This is a genomic window from Burkholderia sp. Bp8991 (assembly GCF_003853795.1).
GTDB lineage: Bacteria > Pseudomonadota > Gammaproteobacteria > Burkholderiales > Burkholderiaceae > Burkholderia.
The window spans coordinates 109,166-131,316 of record NZ_QTQJ01000009.1 but is presented as its reverse complement, the minus strand read 5'-3'; the positions used below and the strand labels follow the sequence as shown (position 1 = coordinate 131,316).

The following is a 22,151-nucleotide window of genomic DNA, read 5'->3' as shown; positions in this document are numbered from 1 at the left end:
CTCGATGGCTCAGCGTTTTTTTAGCGGCAGCGGCACCACGCCTTTCACGTCGCGCAGTCCGGCGGGCTCGGGCGGCAGGTAGCCCCAGTCGCCTTGCGACGCCGTTGCATCGTTTCGTGCCGCGCCCGGTCGATGATCGGGCTGCCGGCGCAGGTCCGGCGGCGCAGGGTCGTCGCGGTCGCCGCCGCCCTCTGCATTCGACTGCGACGCGCCCGACGACGGCGGCGCACCCGCATGACGCCGATGCCGCAGCACCGCGTCGGCTACGCGTTCGACATGTGACACCGTCACCGCGTCGGCCTGTTCCAGCGCCGCGAGTGCGCGCGCGGCCCGCAGCATCACGAGGTCGGCGCGCAGGCCGTCGACGGCCGCGTCGATGCACAGCGCGCTGACGCGCGCGTGAACCGCATCGTCGAAATCCAGCGTCGACAACTTTGCCCGCGCCGCGTGGATGCGGTCGCGGAGGTCGCGCTGTGCAGTCGCGTGACGTGCGCGAAACGCATCCGGATCGAGATCGAACGCGAGGCGCGCCTTCACGATCTGCTCGCGCTGCGCGGCGTCGAAGCAGTTCGCGAGCTCGACCATCAGCCCGAAGCGGTCGAGCAATTGCGGGCGCAGTTCGCCTTCCTCGGGGTTCATCGTGCCGACCAGCACGAAGCGCGCGTCGTGCGCATGCGACACGCCATCGCGCTCGACCACGTTCACGCCGCTCGCGGCGACATCGAGCAGCGTATCGACGAGCCCGTCGGCGAGCAGGTTCACCTCGTCGACGTACAGCACGCCGCGATGCGCGCGCGCGAGCAGGCCCGGCCGGAAGCGCACGCCGTTTTCGGCGAGCGCATGCGCGAGATCGAGCGTGCCCGTGACCTGCTCGTCGCTCGCCGACAGCGGCAGCGTGACGAATGCCCCTTCGGGCAGCAGTTCGGCGAGCGCGCGTGCGGCGGTCGATTTCGCGGTGCCGCGCGGCCCGCTGACGAGCACGCCGCCGAGCGACGGGTCGATCGCCGCGAGCAGCAGCGCCTGCTGCAGCGGTTGCTGCGCGACCAGCGCCGCGAACGGGAATACCGCGCGTGCGTGCTGCGTCGTTGGATCGGTCATCGCCGTCCTCCTTCCTGAAGTTGTTCGCTGTCGAGCCAGACCGCTTCGATCCGCTCGCGATAGTCGCCCGGCTGCTGCCACAGCCCGCGCTGCATCGCTTCGACGAAGCGTTCGCAGATGCCGTGCAGCGCCTTCGGGTTGTGGCGTTCGAGGAACGCGCGCGTGTCGTCGTCGAACAGGTACGCGTCGGCGACGAGCGCGTACTGGTGGTCCGACAGCACGCGCGCGGTCGCGTCATAGCCGTACAGGTAGTCGACGGTCGCGGCCATTTCGGCCGCGCCCTTGTAGCCATGGCGCTTGACGCCGTCGAGCCATTTCGGATTGACGACGCGCGAGCGGATCACGCGCGCGATCTCCTCGCGCAGCGTGCGCATCTTCGGCGCGGCCGGGTTCGCATGGTCGCCGTGATAGATGCTCGGCTGCTGCCCGGACAGGTGCCGGACGGCCGCCGTCATCCCGCCCTGGAACTGGTAGTAGTCGTTCGAATCGAGGATGTCGTGTTCGCGGCTGTCCTGGTTCTGCACGACCACGTCGATCGTCGCGAGCCGCTCGCCGAACACGTCGGGCGCGGGCTCGCCCGCGCTGTTCTGCGCGTATGCGTGGCCGCCCCACTGGCGGTACGCATCGGCGAGATCGGCGTCGCTCTGCCAGTGGCGCTGGTCGATCAGGTCCTGCAGGCCGGCGCCGTAGCTGCCCGGCCGCGCGCCGAACACGCGCCAGCCGGCACGGCGTCGCGCTTCGTCCGGCGCCACGCCCCGCTCGATCCACGTTGCGCGTTCGCGCTCGACGCGCGCGCGGATCGGGTTCAGGGCCTCCGGCTCGTCGAGCGCGGCGACGGCCTGCACGGCGGCGTCGAACAGGTGCATCAGGTTCGGGAACGCGTCGCGGAAGAAGCCGGACACGCGCAGCGTCACATCGATGCGCGGCCGGTCGAAGATCTCGATCGGCAGGATCTCGAAGTCGGTCACGCGATGGCTGCCGTGCGCCCATTTCGGCCGCACGCCGAGGAGCGCGAACGCCTGCGCGATGTCGTCGCCGCCGGTGCGCATCGTGGCCGTCCCCCAGACCGACAGCCCGATCGCGCGCGGATAGTCGCCGTGATCCTGCAGATGACGTTCGATCAGCTGCTGCGCGGATTTCAGCCCGAGCGACCACGCGGCCTGCGTCGGCACCGCGCGCGTATCGACCGAATAGAAGTTGCGGCCCGTCGGCAGCACGTCGGGGCGGCCGCGCGACGGCGAGCCGCTCGGCCCCGGCGGCACGAAGCGGCCATCGAGCCCGCGCAGCAGCTGGCGCATTTCCTCGCCGCCGCACGCGTCGAGCGCGGGCATCAGCGTCGCGCGCACGCGTTCGATGACGGCGAGCGTATGCGGCCAGTCGCCGGGCGGCGTCGTGCCGATCCCGGAAGCGCCGGACGTGCCGGCCGCACACACGCCGTCGAGCCACTGCTGCGCGAGCCGTTCGAGCCGCTCGCGCGTGTCGCCCGCATGGCGCCACGGCGATGTGTCGAGCGCCTGCAGCACGGCCGGCCGCGGGCCCGTCCACGGCGCGGCCCAGTCGGCCGCGAGCGGATCGAAATCGTCGCCGAGCGCGAGATCGCGCGCGAGCGCGCCGATCAGCCCCGCACGTTCGCCCTTGCCGTCGCCGACCGGAAAGCGCGCGAGCGCGAGCAGCGTGTCGCGGCGCTGACGCTCGGCCGGCGACGCGCCGAACACATGCAGCCCGTCGCGAATCTGCGCTTCCTTCAATTCGCACAGCCACGCGTCGACGCGCGTCAGCAGCGCATCTTCGTCGCCCGCATCGCGCGGCGGCGACACGCTCAGTTCGTCGTGCAGCCGGTGTTCGGCGATCGTCGCGAGGATCGTCTTGCGCAGCAGCTTCGCGCGCCGCGCATCGACCATCAGCGCCTCGTAGTATTCGTCGACCTGCCGTTCGAGATCCTGCAGCGGGCCGTAGTTTTCCGCGCGCGTGAGCGGCGGCATCAGGTGATCGATGATCACCGCCTGCGCGCGGCGCTTCGCCTGGCTGCCCTCGCCCGGATCGTTGACGATGAACGGATACAGGTGCGGCAGCGGCCCGAGCGTCAGGTCGGGCCAGCACGCGTCGGACAGCGCGACGCTCTTGCCCGGCAGCCATTCGAGGTTGCCGTGCTTGCCGAGGTGGATGACCGCGTCGATGCCGAACGCATCGCGCAGCCAGAAATAGAACGCGAGGTACGCGTGCGGCGGCACGAGATCCGCGTCGTGGTAGCTCGCATAGTCGTTCTCGCCGCGCGAACGCGACGGCTGGATGCCGACGAACACGTTGCCCGCGCGCCAGCCTGCGATCGTGAAGCGCCCCTGCCGCAGCGTCGGATCGGCTTCGGGCGGGCCCCAGCGTGCGTTCAGCGCGTCGCGCACGGCGGCCGGCAGTCGCGCGAAATGCGCAATGTAATCGGCCAGCGCGAAACTCTGGAACGCCGGGCGCAATGCGCGCACGGCCGGGTCGTTGGTCACGCCTTCGGTGAGCCGCGCGATCAGCGCGTCGCCGTCGGCCGGCAGGTCGGCCACGCTATAGCCCGCGTCGCGCAGCGCCGCCAGCACGCGCAGCGCGGACGCCGGCGTGTCGAGCCCGACGCCGTTGCCGATCCGCCCTTCGCTTTGCGGATAGTTCGCGAGGATCAGCGCGATGCGCTTGTCGGCAGGGTCGAGCGTGCGCAGCCGGCACCAGCCGCGCGCGAGCGCCGCGACGAACGCGATCCGTTCGGCGTCCGGCTGGTAGCGCACGACGTCGACCTCGGTGTGCGGACAACGATACGCCAGCCCCTTGAAGCTCACCGCGCGGGTGACGATGCGCCCGTCGACTTCGGGCAACGCGATGTGCATCGCGATGTCGCGCGCGTGCAGCCCCTGGTTGTCGGCCACCCACGCGTCGCGGTTGCCGCCGGACAGGATCACCTGCAGCACCGGCGCGTCGCCGGCGAGCACGTCGGGCTCGGGGCTGTCGATCGCGCCGGCCGCGAAGGCCGTGGTGTTCAGCACGAGCGCGACACCGTGCGTGTCGCACAGCCGCGTGATGACCTCGCGGCTCACGGCATCCTTCAATGACGTGACCGCGATCGGCAGCGGATTGAGCCCTTCGCGCACGAGCGCATCGGCCAGCGCGTCGAACACGGCGGTGTTCGCGGCCTGCCAGTGCGCACGATAGAACAGGATCGCGACGACGGGCGCGCCGGGCGTCCAGCGCGGACGCCAGTCGTCGACGCTCGCCGGGTCGCGCGCCGGGTGATACAGCGCGGCGGCGGGCAGCGGGCGCGGCAGCTCGGGTTCGTCGCCGACCCCGAGCGTATGGAACGCGATGCTGCGCAGCAACGCTTCGGCGTTGTGCATCCCGCCTTCGCGCAGATAGCGCCACCACAACCGGCACAGGTCCGGTGCGACCGTGCTCTTCGCGACGAGGTTCGGATCTTCCTGCAGGTCGCCCGAGAACATCGCGAGCTGCTGCCCGCGTTTCGACGCGAGCGACACGGCCTGTTCGATCCCGTACGGCCAGTACGCTTCGCCGCCCAGATGATCGATCACGACCGTCTTCGCATGACGCAGCACGTCGTCGACATAGAAATCGACCGACGCCGGCTGCCGCAGGAACGTGACGTTCGCGAGCCGCACGCTCGGAAAGCCGGCCGGCAGCTTCGGCACGACGCTGGCCAGCAGCGACAGCGTCGTGTCGGCCGAACTCAGGATCACGATGTCGGCCGGCTGCTGGTCGATCCGGACGACACCCTGCGTATCGTCGACGAAGCCGCCCGGCGTGGTGCGCAGCAGATGCATCGTGCGTTACGCCTGTTGCGGCTCGGCCGCGCACGCGACGTCGAACGCGCGCTGCAGCGCGGCCGCGTCGAGATCCTCGCCGATCAGCACGAAGCGGCTCGCACGCGGTTCGCCGTCCTGCCAGCGACGGTCGAAATAGCTGTCGAAGCGACGGCCGACGCCCTGGATCACGAGCCGCATCGGCGCATCGGGCAGCGCCGCGAAGCCTTTCGCTCGGTAGATCGTGTGCGTCTCGACGACACGCTGCAGCGCGGCGATCGTCGCCTCGCGCGAGCCCGCGTCGCCCGACACCACCACCGAATCGAATTCGTCGTGGTGATGGTCGTGATCGCCGTCGTCGGCCGAGCCGTGATGGTCGTGCCGCAGGTGGATCGTTTCCTCCGATGCCGATTCGAGGCCGAGCAGCATCGCGAGGTCGAGCTCGCCGCGCGTCGCGCGCACGACCTTCACCTGCGGCGGGATCTCCTCGCGAATCGCGGCTTCGACCGCGGCGAACTGCGCGTCGGCGACGAGGTCGGCCTTGTTCACGATCACGAGATCGGCGGACGACAGCTGGTCGGCGAACAGTTCATGCAGCGGCGATTCGTGGTCGAGGTTCGGATCGGCGCGGCGCTGCGCGTCGACGGCCTGCGGGTTCTCGGCGAACTGGCCGCTCGCGGCGGCCGGCCCGTCGACGACGGTCACGACCGCGTCGACCGTGAAGCTGTTGCGGATCGTCGGCCAGTTGAAGGCCTGCACGAGCGGCTTCGGCAGCGCGAGCCCCGACGTCTCGATCAGCACGTGATCGATGTCGGCGCGGCGCTCGACGAGCGCTTCCATCACCGGATAGAACTCCTCCTGAACGGTGCAGCACAGGCAGCCGTTCGCGAGTTCGTACAGCTGGCCCGACGCTTCGCTGCGGGCGCCCTCGGCATCCTCGCAGCCGATCCCGCAGCCCTTGAGGATTTCGCCGTCGATGCCGAGCTCGCCGAATTCGTTGACGATCACCGCGATGCGGCGGCCTTCTGCATGCTGCAGGATGTGGCGCATCAGCGTGGTCTTGCCGCTGCCGAGAAAGCCCGTGACGATCGTGACGGGAAGCTTGCGTAGGGTCATGGTGGGTCCTGTGTCTAAAAGGGAGTCAGGCCGAGAGCGTCACGTCGATCTCGTCGTAGCGTTTGAGGCGGTAGATCGCGGCCGATACGATCCAGCACGCGACGAACAGGCCGATCACGACGTAGCCGAGCATGCCGAAATGCGATGCGACCATCGTCGCGAAATCCCATACCGGGCCCTGCAGCGAGAGTTTGTCCGCGAGCAGCGCGAGCACCTCGATGCCGCCGATCAGCGCGGCAACCAGCACCGACACGAACGTGATCGTCATGTTGTAGTAGATCTTGCGGATCGGCCGCACGTACGCCCAGCGGTACGCGCCCATCATCAGGATGCCGTCGGTCGTGTCGACGAGCGTCATGCCCGCGGTGAACAGCACCGGCAGCGCCATCACCGACCAGAACGACAGGCCGCCCTGCACCTGCGTGGCCGAAATGCCGAACAGCGCGATCTCGGTCGCGGTATCGAAGCCGAAGCCGAACAGGAAGCCGACCGGATACAGGTGCCAGCTGCGCGACACGAGGCGGAACAACGGCCGGAACAGGCGGGCCAGCACGCCGCGCTGGTTCATCAGCATGTCGAGGTCGGCGTCGACGATCGGCTCGCCGCGGCGGGCCGCGCGAAACGTCCGGTACACGGAGATCAGGATCAGCAGGTTCGCGGCCGCGAGCACCAGCAGGAAGAACGCCGACACGCTCGTGCTGATCACGCCGCCCCAGGTCTTCATGCTCTCGAAGCGCGCGAGCGACGCCGCGGTCAGCGCGACCGCGACCGACATCACGATCACCACCGTCGAATGGCCGAGCGAGAAGAACAGGCCCGCGCCGAGCGGGCTGCGGCCCTCCTGCATCAGCTTGCGCGTGACGTTGTCGATCGCGGCGATATGATCGGCGTCGACCGCGTGGCGCAGCCCGAACACGTAGGCGAGCAGCGCGGTACCCAGCAGCACGGGCTGGTCGCGAAACGCGATGAAGGCCCAGATCCACGCGCCGACGTTGAATGCGACGAGCAATGAATAGATCGCGACGATTTTGCCGCGCAGCCCGGACGGGCTGTCGTTGAACAGGCGGAAGAACGAGTCGAGCATGATGCTCCTTTGCGAACGGTCGACATGATGAATGCCAACACGGCCGTCGTCGGCCTGCCCGCGGAGCTGGCCGTTCTTCGCCCCGGCCCGCACGCGTGCAGCGGCTGACGGATCGGCGAAGGAAGGGCAACGCCCGGGCGTCCGGCGAACTGCGGCCGTGGACGATGCGCCGCCTCCCCGCGGCGCTGAACCCCAACGTCTCGGCCGGTATCCGGGCTGACGAACACGCCGCTTCGCCTTCCCGGATGCGCGGCATCCAGTGGCGGTCGTCCGCATGCGGCAGGCATGCGGCGAAGCGGCGCTGCATCGCGCTGGGCGCGACGCGTTCGCTTACCGTTGCGGGGGCAGCACAGGTTGGCCCGACTGCGGCGCAGGCAGGCTCCCTGTTTCCCGTTTAACTGCGCGCGCCGGAGGAGCGCGCGCGAGCACCGAAACGCGTGCGAGTGTAGGCGGCGGTGCGGGGAGCGTCAAGGTAAAGGCGGAACGGCCTGCCGCGGCGCGTCCGGCGTGGTGGCGGCATCGCACCGGGGGCGCTTGCGGCGCCCGCGCGGCGGGTTCGCGCGGGCCGACCGCTGTGCTATCGTATGCGCCGCGTTCGGTGCTCGCATGCGCATTCCGCGCACGCAGTTAAACGGGAAACAGGAGGCGGAAGTCCGCCCGGCCTGTGCTGTCCCCGCAACGGTACGCCGCCCGCGCGCCGCGGTTCCCCCCGCACGCGCCCAGGCCGCCCGCGATGCCACTGCCCTTCAGCGGGCGGGAAGGCTGCGGCCTGGCAAGCGGCCAGCCCGGATACCGGCCGACGCAAGGGGCGAGCCCGCTGCTCGCCGAACGCCCGATCCGCGGGGGACGGATGGGGTGCGCTTTCCGCCCGCGTTCGCGCGGGCTTCGCCCGATCCGTCATGCCTTGCCTGTCCGCCGGCCGCCGATGCGCCGCTCGCTGTCCCCTTTCCACTGCCACGACACGGTGTGCGCCGTGCCGCGCCCGATGAGCCGCGCCTGGCTCGTCGGCGCCGGCCCCGGCGACGCCGATCTGCTGACGCTGAAGGCCGTGCGCGCGATCGCCGCGGCCGACGTGCTGCTCGTCGACGATCTCGTGAACCCCGATGTATTGCGCCATGCGCGCGCCGACGCGCGCATCGAGCACGTCGGCAAGCGCGGCGGCCACGCGTCGACGCCGCAGGAAACGATCGTCGCCGCGATGCTCGCGCACCTGCGCGCGGGCCGCAGCGTCGCGCGGCTCAAGGGCGGCGATCCGTTCGTGTTCGGCCGCGGCGGCGAGGAGCTGCTCGCGCTCGGCGCGGCGGGTTTCCCGGTCGAGGTCGTGAACGGCATCACGGCAGGTATCGCGGCCCCGGCCGCACTCGGCATTCCGGTCACGCATCGCGGCGACGCGCAGGGCGTGATCTTCGTCACGGGCCACGGCGCGGGCGCCGACGAGCCCGACTGGCGCGCGCTGGCCGCGACGCGGATGACGATCGTGATCTACATGGGCATACGCCGGCTCGACACGATCGTGGCCGCGCTGCGTGACGGCGGCGTGCCCGGCGACATGCCGTGCGCGGCGATCGAGAACGCGACGCGCGACGGGCAGCGGCACGCGCTCGCGACGCTCGACACGGTCGTCGAACGCGTGGGCGCCGCCGGTATCGGCTCGCCCGCGATCGTCGTGATCGGCCGCGTCGCGGCGCTCGCCGGCGATCCGGCGGTGCGCGCGGCGCTCGGCGGCAGCGCATGATGCGCGTCGCGCTCGGCGTCGGTTTCCGCGCGGGCGTGACGGCCGCGCAACTCGATGCCGCGATCCGCGCGGCGCTGGCGCGCTACCCGGACGCCGAGCCGGCCGTCGTCGCGACGCTCGCCGACAAGGCGCGTGCCCGGCCGCTGCGCACGCTGTGCGCACGCCGCGGCTGGCCGCTCGTCGCGTTCGACGCGGCGCAGCTCGCGCGGTGCCCCGAACCGGCCTTGAGCGGCCCGTCGGCTGCGGCGCTCGCGCGTTTCGGCGTCGCGGGCGTGGCCGAGCCGTGCGCGCGGCTCGCGGCGCCCGATGGCCGGCTGCTCGGCCCCAAATCCATCCGGGACGGCGTGACGGTCGCGCTCGCCGGCCCGCTCTGAACCTTTTGTTTCGCTTTCGACAGGACGATTCCCGATGAAGACCGATGCCGAATCCCATCAGCGGATGACCGAACGCCGCCGCGCCGGCCATGAAAAGAAGCAGGCTGCCGCTACCCAGGAAAAGGGCCTGCTGATCGTCAATACCGGCAACGGCAAGGGCAAGAGCACGGCCGCGTTCGGCATGGCCGTGCGCGTGCTCGGCCATGGCATGCGGCTTGGCGTCGTGCAGTTCATCAAGGGCGCGCTGCACACGTCCGAGCGCGACTTCCTCGGCGCGGTCGCGCAATGCGACTTCGTGACGATGGGCGACGGCTATACGTGGAACACGCAGAACCGCGACGCCGACATCGCAACCGCGCGCAAGGGCTGGGACGAGGCGCGCCGGATGATCGAAAGCGGCGAGTACCGGATGGTGATCCTCGACGAGCTGAACACCGTGCTGAAGTACGAATACCTGCCGCTCGACGAAGTGCTCGCGACGCTCGTCGCGCGCCCGGAATCGGTGCACGTCGTCGTCACCGGGCGGCATGCGCCCGATGCGCTGATCGACGCGGCCGACCTCGTCACCGAAATGCGTCTCGTCAAGCATCCGTACAAGGAGCAAGGCGTGAAGGCGCAACCCGGCGTGGAGTTCTGAGCGATGCCGGCCTGCCCCGCGCTGTTCGTCAGCGCGCCCGCGTCCGGCCAGGGCAAGACGTCGGTGACGGCCGGCCTCGCGCGGCTGCACCGGCGGCTCGGCCGGCGCGTGCGCGTGTTCAAGACCGGGCCGGATTTTCTCGATCCGATGCTGCTCGAACGCGCGAGCGGCGCGCCCGTGCATGCGCTCGACCTCGGCATGGTCGGCGAAGCCGGCTGCCGCGCGCTGCTCGCCGATGCGGCGCGCGACGCGGACCTGATCCTGATCGAAGGCGTGATGGGGTTGTTCGACGGGACGCCGAGCAGCGCCGATCTCGCGGTCGCGTTCGGCGTGCCCGTCGTCGCGGTGATTGCCGCGAAGTCGATGGCGCAGACGTTCGCGGCGATCGCGTTCGGGCTCGCGCGGTTCCGGCCGGAGGTGCCGTTTCACGGCGTGCTGGGCAATCGTGTCGGGTCGCCGCGACACGCGGAACTGCTGCGGCAGGCGCTGCCGGACGACCTGCGCTGGCTCGGGCACGTGCCGGCCGATGCGGGCATCGCGCTGCCGGAACGGCATCTCGGCCTGCACCAGCCGGCCGACATCGACGATCTCGACGCGCGGCTCGAGCGTGCGGCCGACGTGCTCGCGCAGACGGCGCTCGCCGAATTGCCGCCGGCCGTCGCGTTCGCGGAACCGGACGTTCACGCCGCGCTGCCGCGCGTGCTCGCCGGCAAGCGGATCGCGATCGCGCGCGATGCCGCGTTCTCGTTCATCTATCCGGCCAATCTCGCGCTGCTCGACGCGCTGGGTGCGCAGCTGCGGTTCTTTTCGCCGCTTGCGGACGAACCCGTGCCCGACGATTGCGACGCGCTGTTCCTGCCGGGCGGCTATCCGGAACTGCATGCGGCGGCGCTCGCGGCGAATGCCGTGACCGCGCGGACGATTCGCGCGCACGCGGCGGCCGGCCTGCCGATCGCCGCGGAATGCGGAGGGATGGTGTATCTGTGCGAATCGCTGACCGACGTGGACGGCGCGACGACGCCGATGCTCGGACTGTTGTCAGGCCATGCGACGATGCAGCGCCGGTTCGCGGCGCTCGGGATGCAGCAGCTGGACACGCGCACCGGGCCGATGCGCGGTCATACGTTTCATTATTCGCGGCTCGATACGCCGCTGGCGCCGGTGGCGACGGCTGCGCGGCCCGACGGCGCGCCCGGAAGCGGCGAAGCCGTTTATCGCGCGGGCCCGATCGTCGCGACCTACATGCACATGTACTGGCCGTCGAATCCGGAGATGGCGGCCGCGCTGTTCGGCGGCACGGCATTCTGACGAAAAATACCCCGGGACACCGCGCGGCTGCGCGGTCAGGGTTTTTCGCGGCCCGGCGCTTCCGAGCGCGACGTCCGGATCACGGTGCCGTCGGGGGAGAAATGCGCGTTGAACATCGCGTCGCCCGATACGCCGCCCTCGGCCCAGTGCCAGCTCCACACTTCCTCATGGCTCAACGCGTATTGCGCGACCTCGGTCGGCTTGCCGAGCAGTTGCCGTACGTCGTCCTTCGACATCCCCGGCACGACCTTCGCGATGTTCGCCGCCGTCAGCGCCTGCGTGATCGACACGAGCCGGCCGTCGGGCCCGAAATCGAGCATGTACGTGCTCGTGCCGTACGGGCCGCGCGGATACTCGAAGCGCTGCGAGCCGTCCTCGCCCTGCCGGACCATCTCGGGCTTGCCCGCCTGGCGCAGCACGTCCTCGGTCGTCGAGACGCCCGGCTGCAGATTGCCGAACGCCATCGGATCGGGCTTGATCGCATTCACCGCGTCAGCCACCTTCTGGTCGTCGCATCCGGCCGCCAGAACGCCGACCGCGCAAGCCGTCAGCACGGTCAGAAACTGTTTTCGCATGTCGTCCACACCTGTATTCATCGAGCCGATCCGGCGTCGCGCGCAGCGTAGCACGCGGCCCGTGCCGTCGATGTCAAGGAGCGTCAAATTCAGCGCGTGAGCGCTTTCCAATGGAACAGGAGCCTGGGCGAGGGTTTGCGGTAGCTCTTGTGTAGCGCCTTTGGCGCGTTTCCAATGCGTCCCGCGCGGCCGGTGTCATGGCCGCGCGGGCGCTCACCGGGCGGCGGTGCCCACGTCGATGCGCCGCGGCGTCACACCAGGAAAGTCTCCGCCAGCTTGACCCAGTACGACGCGCCGATCGGCAGCGCCGCGTCGTTGAAGTCGTAGCCGGGGTTGTGCACCATGCAGCCGCCCTCCCCGTCGCCGTTGCCGATGATCAGGTAGCAGCCCGGCCGCTTCTCGAGCAGGAACGCGAAATCCTCGCTGCCGGTGAGCGGCACCATCCCGTCGATCAGGTTCGCTTCGCCGACCCACCCGCGCGCGACGCCCCGTGCGAACGCGGTCATCTCCGCATCGTTGACGAGCACCGGATAGCGACGCTGGTAATCGATCGTCGCGGTCGCGCCGAACACGGCCGCCTGCGCATGAACGACTTCCTTGATGCGTGTCTCGAGCAGGTCGCGCACCTCGGGCTTCAGCGCGCGAACGGACAGGCGCATCTGCGCACGGTCGGGAATCACGTTCGGCGCCTCGCCCGCGTGGATCGCACCGACCGTGACGATCGCCATGTCGAGCGGCGATACGTTGCGCGAGACGATCGTCTGCAGCGCGATGACGATCTGCGCGCACACGACGACCGGGTCGATCGCCTTGTGCGGCACCGCGCCGTGGCCGCCGCGCCCCTGCACGTCGATGGTCACGGTATCGGACGACGCCATGAACGGCCCCGGCAGGAAGCCGAACTTGCCCGTCGGGAAGCCCGGCATGTTGTGCATCGCGAAGATCGCGTCGCACGGGAACTGCTCGAACAGCCCGTCGTCGAGCATTTTCTTCGCGCCGCCGAGCCCTTCCTCGGCCGGCTGGAAAATCAGGTTCAGCGTGCCGGAAAAGCGGCGCTCGCGCGCCAGGTGCTTCGCGGCCGCGAGCAGCATCGCCGTGTGGCCGTCGTGACCGCACGCGTGCATCTTGCCGGGGATCGTGCTCTGGTACGGCAGGCCGGTCGACTCGTGGATCGGCAGCGCGTCCATGTCGGCACGCAGGCCGAGGCGCTGCGTGCCATTGCCCACCTTCAGCTGCGCGACGACGCCCGTGCCGCCGAGCCCGCGCTGCACCGTGTAGCCCCACGCCTGCAACTGCCCGGCGACGAGATCGCTCGTCGCGAATTCCTCGAAGCCCAGTTCGGGGTGGGCATGAATGCGGTGCCGGATCTCGATCATTTCGTCGGCGAGGCCTGCGGGGATCACGCTGTGCGTCACGGTATCGTCTCCTGGGTTCCATGGGGAATGTGCAGGCAAGGATAGTCGGTTGAGCGGCAACCGGACAGACAGAAAGTCGTCGCGGCGACAACCTGGAGTTGCCAGTCTGCCCGCCGGCACACGACGAATCGCACGGCGGGAGGAAGCCGGCCATTCGGGTGACTGCCGGCCACGATCGGGATGCGCGACACTGCGAGTTCGTCTTGATTTCTCAGGTGGGAGTGCACGTTGAGTTCCGTTCGTCATTCCAGAATAATCCCGCCTTATCAAAGAGTTGAGCGTTCTTGTTCATTTTTTGACGGTTGTACATTTTTTGTGTACGCTGGCAGAAAAGTGAACAAGCGATCCATCCCGATGCCCGAGAACGCCACCCTGCCGATAGCGGAACAGCACGTGCTCGACGAAGCCTGCGCCGCGTTCGAACGCGCGACCCGGCACTTCCATGCGCGGCCCGTGCGCGTGCCGGCCGCCTATGAAGCGCATGCCGACGCGATGATCCGTTTCGCCATTGCCGGGCAGGCCTTCGAGATGCCGGCGGCGGTGAGCATCGGGGTCGAATCGGTGCAGGACGCACGCGCGGCGCTGCGCCGGCGCGGCGGCGCCCCGCTGCCCGGCGAGCGGCCGCTGATGCTGGTTGCGCCGTACGTATCGGTCGAGCTGGCTGCCCGCCTGACCGATCAAGGCATCCCGTTTCTCGATACGGCCGGCAATGCGTGCCTGATCCAGCCGGAAGCGACCGTGATGATCGCCGGCCGGCCGAAACCCGCCCGCACGCCGCGCCGGCAGGCATCGCGCGCGACGACGCCCAAGGGGCTGGCCGTGATGTTCGCGCTCGCGACGCAGCCGGGCCTCGTCGCGCAACCGTACCGGGCGATCGCTGCCGCGTCGGGCGTCGCGCTCGGCACGGTCAATCTCGCGATGGACGACCTGCTCGCGCGCGGCCTTGTCGCGCAGCGGCGCAACGGCGAACGGCTGATACCCGACTGGCCGCGCTTCATGCAGGAATGGGTCGCGCTGTATCCGAGCCGCCTGCGCGCGAAACTGCCGGCCCGGCGGTTTGCCGCGCTCGCGCCCGACTGGTGGCGCGGCTTCGATTTCGCGGCATTCGACGCGCGGCTGGGCGGCGAACCCGCGGCCGACTTGCTGACGCACGACCTGAAGCCGGCCGCGATCACCGTCTATACGCATGGCGCCGTGTCGAACCGCCTGCTGCTCCAGGCACGCCTGCGCCCGGACGAGCGTGGCGACGTCGAGCTGCTCGAAGCCTTCTGGCCGCCGTCGCCGGCGCTCGACTGGCGCGAGCAGGACGTGCCGCTCGTGCCGCCGCTGCTGATCTACGCGGATCTCGTCTCGTCCGGGGACAGTCGCAATCTCGCCGCCGCCGAACACATCCATGACCGATACCTCGCCCGCCCGCCCGCTTGAAGTCGACACGCGCCGGCCGCTCGAGCCGGCGGCGGTCGCGCTGCTGCAGGCGGTCCGCGCGGCCTGCGCGCAGCTCGACGCGGCATTCGTCGTCGCCGGTGCGACCGCGCGCGACATCCTGATGTGGCATGTCCACGGCATCCGCCCGGTGCGTGCGACGCGGGACGTCGACGTCGCGGTGTGCGCGGTGAGCTGGCCGTTTCACGAACGGCTCGTCGATGCGCTCGTCGCGACCGGGCAATTCGCGCGTGCGCCGAAGCATCGGCAGAAACTGCTGTTCGACAGCGGGACGCAAGGCTTTCGCACGGAACTCGATCTCGTGCCGTTCGGCCCGCTCGAAACGCCGCCCGGCGAAATCGCTTGGCCGCCTGGCGGCGATTTCGTGTTGAACGTGCTGGGCTTTCAGGAGGCGATCGATACGGCGCTGGTCGTGTCGATCGCGGCCGACGTCGCGGTGCCGGTGGCGAGCCTGCCCGCCCTTGCGCTGTTGAAGTTGCTCGCGTGGAAGGACCGGCGCGCGCGCCAGAACAGCGACGCGTACGACCTGTTGTTCCTGCTCACGCATTTCCACGACGCAGGCAATCGCGAGCGCATCTGGGAGGTGGCGCCCGATCTGCTCGAGCAGCACGGTTTCCAGCCTGAGGTGGCGGCGGCTGCGCTGCTGGCGCGCGATGCGCAGCGGATTGCTTCGCCGCCGACGTACGATGCGATCCGCGCGCTGTTGTCCGATGAAGCAATCTACGCGACGCTCGGGCAGGATCTGCAGGCCCGCGCGTTCGCGCTGCTGCCGGGGGAATTCAGCGCGGACGCCGACCGGTATCTCGACGCGTTCCGCAGCGCCTTCCTCGCGGATCCGCCTGTTCCTCGCGCGTGACGTGCGACCGCGCGGGCGCCACGCCATCGCGCATTCACGACCTCAGGCCGAGGCCGCCCAGTCTTCGAGCGACAACCCCGCGACGCGGCCGAACTCGCGACGATTGTTCGTGACGAGCACGGCACCGGCCGCGATCGCGTGACCGGCGATCGACGCATCGTTTGCGCCGATCGGCGTGCCGCGCGCGGCGAGGTCGGCGCGAATCGCCGCCGTTGCATCGACCGCCGCGGTATCCCACGACAGCACGCCGTCCAGCCGAGCGACAAAGGCCGTCACGAGTTCCGCATGCTTCGGCGATGCCTTTCTGCCGACCGCGCCGAACCGCATTTCCGCATAGGTAATCGCCGACACGACGATCCGGTGCTGCGCATTGACGCACGACTGCAGCCGGGACAACACCACGGACGGTCGCTCGCGCATGATCAACGAACAGATGTTCGTATCGAGCATGTAGAGCGTGGTCACCGGCCCGACTCCGTCGGTGCGGCGTCATCGGCGCCGGACAAGTCGAAACGGCCGGATTCGACGACAGCCGGGCGCTCGACGAGGAGGTCGGCATCGGCCAGCGGTTCACTCGCGAGCGACAGCCACGTCGGCCGCACCGGCCGCAGCAGCAACGTGTCGCCCTCGCGGCGGATCTCGAGTTCCGTCACCCCCTCGAATTCCATGTCCTTCGGGATGCGGATTGCCTGGTTACGGGCGTTCTTGAAAATGGAAACGGTGCGCATGAGCCACTCCAATGGAGTACGATGCACCCACTCTAGGCATATGCCGGCATATGTCAATATCGGACGGCGCTGATGCGGGATCGCGCCTGATGCTGTCGCGGGTGTGCTTGCCATGTCGTCACGACCTGTCTGCGATGAGGGAGCGACCATTCTTCCTCATGCCGCCCACCCGATCCATATCGCGAACGGCCGATGCGCGCCCCCTGCAAGCCGCGCGATACGTCGATGCTTGTGAATCGACGTATCGACGTATCGACGTATCGACGTATCGACGTATCGACGTATCGACGTATCGACGTATCGACGTATCGACGAATCGACGCCTCGCGCCCCCGTCCCCGTCACGGCAACCGGAAAGTGTCGAAGAATGTTTCGCGCTCCATCACGGTAAGCGCCGCGCGCTTGTGCGGGAAATCGAACTCCTTCAACGTATGGAACCCGAGCCGGTGCATGTACGCGATATGCCGCACGTGATCGACGCGCGGCTCGCCGACGAGCCGCTGCGTGCGCGGTTCGTCGACGAACATGTAGTGCAGCACCCCGCTCCACCATGCATGCAGCTTGCCCGCGCTCTGGAAGCGTGAGTCGCCGATCAGCAGGTGCAGCCCGCGATCGTAGTCGTGCGCGTCGTAGAACGGCGCGAGGCGGTCCTCCTTCGCCCAGTAGAACTCGAAATAGCCGAACGGCGTGTCGTCGAAATAGCCGATCATCGGATGCATGTGCGGATCGGCGAGCCGCTCCGCGAGATACGCGGCGTGCTCGTCGAGCGTGCCGCGCTGATCCCAGAAATGCGCGACGCGATCGAGGTTCATCCAGTCGCTGAACAGCTGCGCATGTGCAGCGATGTCGACGGTGCGCAGGCTGAACGTCATCCCGACCTGCGGCATGTAGCGCGCATAGATCTCGCCGGCCGGCGACGGCGGCCGCACCGGGTGCCGATGGCCGTTCGTGATCGTGTAGCGCAGCGGCATCCCGCCCGACGCGGGGGCCTTCAGCCACGGCCGCGGGTTCTGCCAGAACGTCGCGCGCGATGCGGTGACGCGCAGCCGGTCGCCCGCGATCCGCGCGCCGTCGATCACGCCTTCGCGCACCGCGCGCGCGACGTACGACGCGATGGCCGCCGGATCGGCGCCGCCGAGCGGCACCGACACCGTCGCCGCGTCGTGCCGCGTGTCCGTGTTGAACAGCGCGACGAATTCCGCGAGCAGTGCCGCCGGCGGATCGCCGGGCCGCCACGCGTCGAGCGTGCGCTCGACGGCGGGCGGCTCCTGCCCGTGCGCGGCGCCGTCGCGTGCCGCGGCCACGTGGCCTTCGACCGCGTCTACCGCGTTGGCCGGTTTCGTCAGCGTGTCTTCCATCACAGTGCTCCCGCGTCGTGGCGGTCGGCGAGGATGTGCAGCCCCCGCTCGAGCGCCGGAAACAGGCTGCGCTGGAAGTTGTTCCAGCGCAGTTCGAGAATCGTGTCGTCCGGCGCGATCGGCGTGTCGAGCACGTCGCAGATCACCTCGCCGGAATCGATGCCGTTGTCGACGTAGTGGAACGAGGCGCCCGTCATCGTCACCGGTTCGACGCGCGAGGTCGCGCCGCTCGCCCAGTCGACCCGTTCGCCGCGCGCGCCGTGCAGCGCGTCGAGCGTCGCCCACGCACCGCGCCGCTGGTACGGCGAAGCGTCGGCCGTAATGCCGGGGTGGATGTTCGCGATGCGGCGGTGAAAGCGCGCGCCGGGACGCACGAGCTCGTCGAGGATCACGAGCAGCCCGTCGAGCACGACCACGTCGGCGTCGAGTTCGAGCAGGCGTTCGAGCAGGCGGCGCTCGAACGCTTGCTTGCCCGTCACGCGCTCGCGTGCGTCGCGCGGCAGCCGGCGGTACGTCGATGCAATCGTGCAGAACAGTTCGTCGACCGGCCGGCCCTGCACCGTCAGCCCGTCGGGCAGGATCCACGGGCGGCCCGGCGTGCGCGCGAAGCCGTAGTCGGCGACCTTCGCGCGGTCGGCCGGCGAGCCTGCGTCGTCGTCGACGATCACGCCCTTGAGCGCATAGCGTTCGCCGAGCGGCGAGTCGTTCAGGCGCTCGACGAGGAATTCGAGCGGCGCCTTCATGTAGCGCGTGCCGCCCCGGTAGGCGACCGGCTGGCCGGCGCGATCGGCCGCGCCGTTGCGCAGCGACTGGATGTAGACGAGATTTTTCTTCGGCATGGAGGCGTCGTGGAAAAAACGGACGACGGCGCCGCGGCCCGCCCGCGCCGGCCCGAAGGCCGGCCGGCGCGCCGCGGCGCGCGGCGTCACCAGTTGTATTTCGCGGTGGCGAGCACCGTGCGGTCGGTCCCGAAAATGCAGACGCTCGTCGACTGGCAACCGCTGATGTAGTGGCGGTTGAACAGGTTCGTCCCGTTCACGGCGAAGCGCCAGTTGCGCGTGTCGTAGTGCACGCCCGCGTCGAACAGCGTGTAGCTCGCGACCGTCAGCGAGTTGTCGGCCGCACCGGCCGACGCGCTCTGGTAACGCACGCCGCCGCCCAGGCCGAAGCCCGTGAGCGGCCCCGTGTGCCACGTCCAGTCGGCCCACAGCGACGCCATCTGGCGCGGTCGCGGAATGTCGACCGGCCAGTTGTTCAGCGATGCGTCGTTCGCCTTCACGTTCTTCACGTCCTGGTAGACGTAGGACGCGATCAGCGACAGGTTGCGCGTGAGCTTGCCGGTCGCGTTCAGCTCGATCCCGCGCGAGCGCACTTCGCCCGTCTGGACCGACGTCGTGCCGGACGGATCGAGATTGAGCGGCGTCGACGTGAGCACGTTGGTCTGGTTGATCTGGTAGATCGCCGCGCTCAGCATCAGGTTCTTGCCGGGCGGCTGCCAGCGCAGGCCGGCCTCGATCTGCTTGCCGCGGGTCGGCTGCGGCAGGCCGCCGCCGTACAGGTTCACGCCGATCAGCGGGTTGAACGACGTCGCGTAGCTGACGTACGGCGACAGCCCGTAGTCGCCCTGGTAGGTGAGGCCCACGCGGCCGGTGAACGCACTGATGTCGGCCTTCGACTGCGTGCCGCCCTCGCGGTCGTCCATCCGCTGGTTGACCCAGTCCTCGCGGCCGCCGAGCGTCAGCGTCCAGCGGTTCCACTTGACCTGGTCCTGCACGTACAGCCCGAACGTGTTCATCGTCGTGTACGTGTTGGTGCGGTACGTGGTATTCGGCGGCGAGAACACGGACAGCGTGACGGGCGTGTAGACCGGGTTGTAGATGTTCAGCGTCGGCGCGGCGGCCAGCCATTCGCTGTCGGTCGCGGTCTGCCGGTTGTACTGGAAGCCGAGCAGCAGCGTGTGCTCCAGCGGCCCCGTGCCGAAGCGGCCCTGCAGGTTGTTGTCGATGTCGAAGCGGCTGTAGTTCGTCTGGAACACGCCGGCCCAGCGGTTGATGTCGGTCAGGCTGCCGTCCGCGAAGCCCGCGCCGAACACCGAGCCGTTGTCGAGCGACAGGTGCATCCAGCGCACGTTCTGGCGGAACGTCCACATCGAATTCAGATTCCGCTCGAACTGGTAGCCGAGCGACCACTGCTTCTTGCGGTAGTAGTTGAAATCCGGGTCGCCGCCGTAGACGTCCTTGCTGAGCTGCCCGTTCGGGTTCGGCAACACCGTGCCTTGCGCCGGCAGGAAGTTCGACGAGATGTCGCCCCAGTCCTGCAGGTAGGTGGCGGACAGCGTCAGCGACGTATCCGCGTCCGGGCGCCAGCGGAACGACGGCGCGAGCGCGACGCGCTGGTCGTTGTTCGGGCCGGTCAGCGCGTTGCCGTCGCGCGCGACGCCGACGAACCGGTACGCATACTTGCCGTCCGCATCGAGCTTGTCGCCGACGTCGATCATGAACTGCTTGCGCGCATAGTTGCCGAACTGCACGCCGGCTTCGCGCACGCGCTCGCCGTCGGCCGTCTTGGTCTGCACGTCGATGATCGCGCCCGGGTCGCCGGCGCCGTACAGCACCGACGTCGGCCCGCGCAGCACGGTGATGCTGTCGATCATGTACGGATCGACGCGCCAGCTCGACAGGTTCAGCGTGTTCGGCACCTGCAGGCCGTTCACGTACGCGGTCGGCGTGAAGCCGCGCAGCGCCGCGTACCAGTCGGAACGGTTGTCCGAGCCGTACGACGAGAAACCCGGCACGTAGCGCAGCGCCGCGTTCACGTCGGTCGCGCCGGTCATCTCGATCTGCTGCGCGGTGACGATGTTGATCGTCTGCGGGATTTCGTTGATCGACGTATCGGTCTTGGTGCCGGTCCGGCTGCGCTTCGCGACGAGCCCGACCGTGCCGTCGCCTTGCGAGCCCGCGTTGACGTTGATCGCCGGCAGCGTGCCGGACGTCGAGCCATTCTGCGCGCCGGTCGACGTGCTTGCCGCCGCACTAGCCGCCGCACCGTTCTGCGCACCGCCGGCCGACACCGCGGCACCTGCGTTCACGGCCGGCGCCGTCTGGGCGTATGCATGCCCTGCCGCCATCCCGAACGCCACGCTCGCCGCGGCTGCGATCGCACGCACACGCGTGCCTGTTGCCCACTCCATCTTTCTCTGCTCCACTTTCTTGATGCGGTCTCCGACCGCGCCTTTGTCAAAGAGCGAAAGCCATGCGGCCCGCGCTCGCCCCGTTTTGGTGTCGTTGTTCATGCAGCGCCCGGACCGCCCCATCGTCATGGCCGGGCGCGATCCCTTCCTCGAGCGACGCGCAGATCTCGTCCGCGCGGCGCGCGAGGACCGACAGCAGCGTGTCGGACAGGCCGTGGCTGTCTTCGCAGCAGCCTTGCAGGTAGATGCGCGGCGCGAAGTGCTCGGGCGTCGCGAGCAGGTAGTCGCGCGTGACGTCGCCGCGCGTGAGCGCATCGCCAAGGTGCGGCGCGAGTCCTTCGAGCAGCGCCGAATGCGTGTCGCGCCGGTAGCCGGTCGCCAGCACCAGCGCGTCGAAGCGTTCGACGTGCGTCGCGCCGCTCATCCGGTCGCGCAGCGTCAGCTCGATGCGGCCGTCGGCGGTGCGCACCGCGGCCTCGATCGCGCTGTTCGCGCGCAGCGCGTGACGCGGCGTGCCGTCGATGCGCTGCAGGTACAGCATTTCGTAGATCTGCTCGATCAGCGGCCGGTCGACCACCGCGTAGTTGGTGTCGCGATAGCGCTCGAGCAGCGCGCGGCGCGCGTCGTGCGGCTGCGCGTAGACGACGTCGGTGAACGCCGGGCTGAAGATCTCGTTGACGAACGGGCTGTCGTCGGCCGGTTTCAGTGCGCCCGCGCGCATCACGAGGCTCGCGTCGACGTGCGGGAAGCGGCGCGCGAGGTCGATGAACACCTCGGCCGCGCTCTGCCCCGCGCCGATCACCGCGATGCGACGACGCTCGCCGTCCGGCGACGCGACCAGCCGGTCGATGTCGGACAGGTAGGACGACGAATGGATCACGCGGTCGCGGCCGAGCGCGGCGAACGCGTCCGGCACCGCCGGCGTGCCGCCGACACCGACCGACAGCGCACGCGTCACGCGCTGGCGTTCGTGGCCGGCCGCATCGCGCGACAACACGCGCAGCGCATCGACGCGCGCGCCGTCGCCGCGCACGGGCTCGATCGCCGTGACGGTTTCGCTGTAGTGGACGTGTTCGTCGAACGCGCCGGCGACCCAGCTCAGGTAGTCGTGGAATTCGACGCGGGTCGGATAGAAGTTCTTCAGGTTGACGAATTCGTTCAGCCGGCCGCGTTCGAACAGATAGTTGATGAACGTGTAGCGGCTCTTCGGATCGCGCATCGTGACGAGATCCTTCAGAAACGAGATCTGCATCCGGCAGTCGTCGAGCAGCATGCCGCGGTGCCAGCCGAATTCCGGCTGGCGTTCGACGAAGCAATGCGCGAACGGACGCGTGCCGTGGCGTTCCGCGAGGCGCACGGCCAGCGCCAGGTTCGACGGCCCGAAGCCGACGCCGATCAGGTCGAATACGGTTTCTCTCTGCATGTCTCTCAGCTCCCTTGTCGGTG

At 69.4% G+C, this 22,151-nt stretch carries 18 protein-coding genes and 2 riboswitches; of the genes, 6 read left to right on the top strand and 12 right to left on the bottom strand.

Translation table 11 applies throughout. The annotated features are described in order from the left end of the window. Positions 1–9 precede the first annotated feature (9 nt). From DIE02_RS12890 to DIE02_RS12875, 4 genes are read right to left on the bottom strand one after another with little or no spacing between them, the layout of a single operon-like run. A complete protein-coding gene (locus DIE02_RS12890) occupies positions 10–1,098 on the bottom strand; it encodes an ATP-binding protein (protein WP_124485502.1) in 1,089 nt (362 codons plus the stop codon). Continuing rightward, positions 1,095–4,907, bottom strand: coding sequence for a cobaltochelatase subunit CobN (cobN, locus tag DIE02_RS12885; protein ID WP_124485503.1), 3,813 nt, complete (start codon positions 4,905–4,907; stop codon positions 1,095–1,097). The genes DIE02_RS12890 and cobN overlap by 4 nt, the downstream gene beginning before the upstream one ends. Before the next feature lie 6 nt (positions 4,908–4,913). Continuing rightward, positions 4,914–6,002, bottom strand: coding sequence for a cobalamin biosynthesis protein CobW (gene cobW / locus DIE02_RS12880; RefSeq protein WP_124485504.1), 1,089 nt, complete (start codon positions 6,000–6,002; stop codon positions 4,914–4,916). Between the two features lie 25 nt (positions 6,003–6,027). Further along, positions 6,028–7,086 (bottom strand): HoxN/HupN/NixA family nickel/cobalt transporter, encoded by a 1,059-nt coding sequence (locus DIE02_RS12875; RefSeq protein ID WP_124485505.1) that lies wholly within the window; start codon positions 7,084–7,086, stop codon positions 6,028–6,030. A gap of 184 nt (positions 7,087–7,270) precedes the next feature. Then, positions 7,271–7,534: riboswitch (cobalamin riboswitch) on the bottom strand. Positions 7,535–7,665: 131 nt separating this feature from the next. Then, positions 7,666–7,902, top strand: a riboswitch (cobalamin riboswitch). A 109-nt stretch (positions 7,903–8,011) separates the two neighbouring features. Between DIE02_RS12875 and cobA the strand changes: the two genes are divergently transcribed. From cobA to DIE02_RS12855, 4 genes are read left to right on the top strand one after another with little or no spacing between them, the layout of a single operon-like run. Further along, positions 8,012–8,821, top strand: coding sequence for a uroporphyrinogen-III C-methyltransferase (gene cobA, locus DIE02_RS12870; RefSeq protein ID WP_185500366.1), 810 nt, complete (start codon positions 8,012–8,014; stop codon positions 8,819–8,821). Continuing rightward, on the top strand, positions 8,818–9,195 hold the full coding sequence (locus DIE02_RS12865; RefSeq protein ID WP_124485507.1) for a cobalamin biosynthesis protein: 378 nt from the start codon (positions 8,818–8,820) through the stop codon (positions 9,193–9,195). Before cobA ends, DIE02_RS12865 begins: the two co-directional genes overlap by 4 nt. 34 nt (positions 9,196–9,229) lie before the next feature. After that, positions 9,230–9,832 (top strand): cob(I)yrinic acid a,c-diamide adenosyltransferase, encoded by a 603-nt coding sequence (cobO, locus tag DIE02_RS12860; RefSeq protein ID WP_044843565.1) that lies wholly within the window; start codon positions 9,230–9,232, stop codon positions 9,830–9,832. Positions 9,833–9,835: 3 nt separating this feature from the next. After that, the gene (locus tag DIE02_RS12855; RefSeq protein ID WP_124485508.1) at positions 9,836–11,140 is read left to right on the top strand and encodes a cobyrinate a,c-diamide synthase; all 1,305 of its coding nucleotides are present in this window, start codon (positions 9,836–9,838) and stop codon (positions 11,138–11,140) included. A 35-nt stretch (positions 11,141–11,175) separates the two neighbouring features. On the opposite strand, the gene bamE is transcribed toward DIE02_RS12855, so the two are convergent. Both bamE and DIE02_RS12845 read right to left on the bottom strand, forming a co-directional pair. Beyond that, the gene (gene bamE, locus DIE02_RS12850; protein WP_124485509.1) at positions 11,176–11,715 is read right to left on the bottom strand and encodes an outer membrane protein assembly factor BamE; all 540 of its coding nucleotides are present in this window, start codon (positions 11,713–11,715) and stop codon (positions 11,176–11,178) included. Positions 11,716–11,966: 251 nt separating this feature from the next. Beyond that, positions 11,967–13,130, bottom strand: coding sequence for a M20 aminoacylase family protein (locus DIE02_RS12845; protein ID WP_124485510.1), 1,164 nt, complete (start codon positions 13,128–13,130; stop codon positions 11,967–11,969). A gap of 354 nt (positions 13,131–13,484) precedes the next feature. On the opposite strand from DIE02_RS12845, the gene DIE02_RS12840 reads away from it, so the two are divergent. Together DIE02_RS12840 and DIE02_RS12835 are read left to right on the top strand one after the other, a co-directional pair. After that, complete coding sequence (locus DIE02_RS12840; protein ID WP_124485718.1) at positions 13,485–14,555, top strand: type IV toxin-antitoxin system AbiEi family antitoxin; 1,071 nt, start codon at positions 13,485–13,487, stop codon at positions 14,553–14,555. Next, on the top strand, positions 14,524–15,429 hold the full coding sequence (locus DIE02_RS12835) for a nucleotidyl transferase AbiEii/AbiGii toxin family protein (protein ID WP_124485511.1): 906 nt from the start codon (positions 14,524–14,526) through the stop codon (positions 15,427–15,429). The genes DIE02_RS12840 and DIE02_RS12835 overlap by 32 nt, the downstream gene beginning before the upstream one ends. Positions 15,430–15,471: 42 nt before the next feature. Here the strand turns inward: DIE02_RS12835 and DIE02_RS12830 are convergent, their stop codons facing one another. The 6 genes from DIE02_RS12830 to DIE02_RS12805 all read right to left on the bottom strand — a co-directional run bounded on the left by DIE02_RS12830 (position 15,472) and on the right by DIE02_RS12805 (position 22,128). Further along, positions 15,472–15,894 carry a PIN domain-containing protein gene (locus tag DIE02_RS12830; RefSeq protein WP_124485512.1) on the bottom strand — a complete coding sequence of 141 codons (423 nt, stop codon included), beginning with the start codon at positions 15,892–15,894 and terminating at the stop codon, positions 15,472–15,474. Beyond that, positions 15,891–16,157 (bottom strand): type II toxin-antitoxin system VapB family antitoxin, encoded by a 267-nt coding sequence (vapB, locus tag DIE02_RS12825; RefSeq protein ID WP_124485513.1) that lies wholly within the window; start codon positions 16,155–16,157, stop codon positions 15,891–15,893. The genes DIE02_RS12830 and vapB overlap by 4 nt, the downstream gene beginning before the upstream one ends. Before the next feature lie 341 nt (positions 16,158–16,498). Next, on the bottom strand, positions 16,499–17,515 hold the full coding sequence (locus DIE02_RS12820) for a GNAT family N-acetyltransferase (RefSeq protein ID WP_124485515.1): 1,017 nt from the start codon (positions 17,513–17,515) through the stop codon (positions 16,499–16,501). Continuing rightward, the gene (locus DIE02_RS12815) at positions 17,515–18,354 is read right to left on the bottom strand and encodes a formyltransferase family protein (RefSeq protein WP_124485516.1); all 840 of its coding nucleotides are present in this window, start codon (positions 18,352–18,354) and stop codon (positions 17,515–17,517) included. The genes DIE02_RS12820 and DIE02_RS12815 overlap by 1 nt, the downstream gene beginning before the upstream one ends. Positions 18,355–18,440: 86 nt before the next feature. Continuing rightward, positions 18,441–20,705: a TonB-dependent siderophore receptor gene (locus tag DIE02_RS12810; RefSeq protein ID WP_124485517.1), complete on the bottom strand. Its 2,265-nt coding sequence runs from the start codon at positions 20,703–20,705 to the stop codon at positions 18,441–18,443. Positions 20,706–20,751: 46 nt separating this feature from the next. Then, positions 20,752–22,128: a lysine N(6)-hydroxylase/L-ornithine N(5)-oxygenase family protein gene (locus DIE02_RS12805; RefSeq protein ID WP_124485518.1), complete on the bottom strand. Its 1,377-nt coding sequence runs from the start codon at positions 22,126–22,128 to the stop codon at positions 20,752–20,754. Positions 22,129–22,151: the final 23 nt, after the last annotated feature.

Excerpts from the sequence above, each read along its gene's own strand:
- DIE02_RS12890 (WP_124485502.1), bottom strand. The coding sequence starts at position 1,098 with ATGACCGATCCAACGACGCAGCACGCACGCGCGGTATTCCCGTTCGCG.
- cobN (WP_124485503.1), bottom strand. The coding sequence starts at position 4,907 with ATGCATCTGCTGCGCACCACGCCGGGCGGCTTCGTCGACGATACGCAG.
- cobW (WP_124485504.1), bottom strand. The coding sequence starts at position 6,002 with ATGACCCTACGCAAGCTTCCCGTCACGATCGTCACGGGCTTTCTCGGC.
- DIE02_RS12875 (WP_124485505.1), bottom strand. The coding sequence starts at position 7,086 with ATGCTCGACTCGTTCTTCCGCCTGTTCAACGACAGCCCGTCCGGGCTG.
- cobA (WP_185500366.1), top strand. The coding sequence starts at position 8,012 with ATGCGCCGCTCGCTGTCCCCTTTCCACTGCCACGACACGGTGTGCGCC.
- DIE02_RS12865 (WP_124485507.1), top strand. The coding sequence starts at position 8,818 with ATGATGCGCGTCGCGCTCGGCGTCGGTTTCCGCGCGGGCGTGACGGCC.
- cobO (WP_044843565.1), top strand. The coding sequence starts at position 9,230 with ATGAAGACCGATGCCGAATCCCATCAGCGGATGACCGAACGCCGCCGC.
- DIE02_RS12855 (WP_124485508.1), top strand. The coding sequence starts at position 9,836 with ATGCCGGCCTGCCCCGCGCTGTTCGTCAGCGCGCCCGCGTCCGGCCAG.
- bamE (WP_124485509.1), bottom strand. The coding sequence starts at position 11,715 with ATGCGAAAACAGTTTCTGACCGTGCTGACGGCTTGCGCGGTCGGCGTT.
- DIE02_RS12840 (WP_124485718.1), top strand. The coding sequence starts at position 13,485 with ATGCCCGAGAACGCCACCCTGCCGATAGCGGAACAGCACGTGCTCGAC.
- DIE02_RS12835 (WP_124485511.1), top strand. The coding sequence starts at position 14,524 with ATGACCGATACCTCGCCCGCCCGCCCGCTTGAAGTCGACACGCGCCGG.
- vapB (WP_124485513.1), bottom strand. The coding sequence starts at position 16,157 with ATGCGCACCGTTTCCATTTTCAAGAACGCCCGTAACCAGGCAATCCGC.
- DIE02_RS12820 (WP_124485515.1), bottom strand. The coding sequence starts at position 17,515 with ATGGAAGACACGCTGACGAAACCGGCCAACGCGGTAGACGCGGTCGAA.
- DIE02_RS12815 (WP_124485516.1), bottom strand. The coding sequence starts at position 18,354 with ATGCCGAAGAAAAATCTCGTCTACATCCAGTCGCTGCGCAACGGCGCG.
- DIE02_RS12810 (WP_124485517.1), bottom strand. The coding sequence starts at position 20,705 with ATGGAGTGGGCAACAGGCACGCGTGTGCGTGCGATCGCAGCCGCGGCG.
- DIE02_RS12805 (WP_124485518.1), bottom strand. The coding sequence starts at position 22,128 with ATGCAGAGAGAAACCGTATTCGACCTGATCGGCGTCGGCTTCGGGCCG.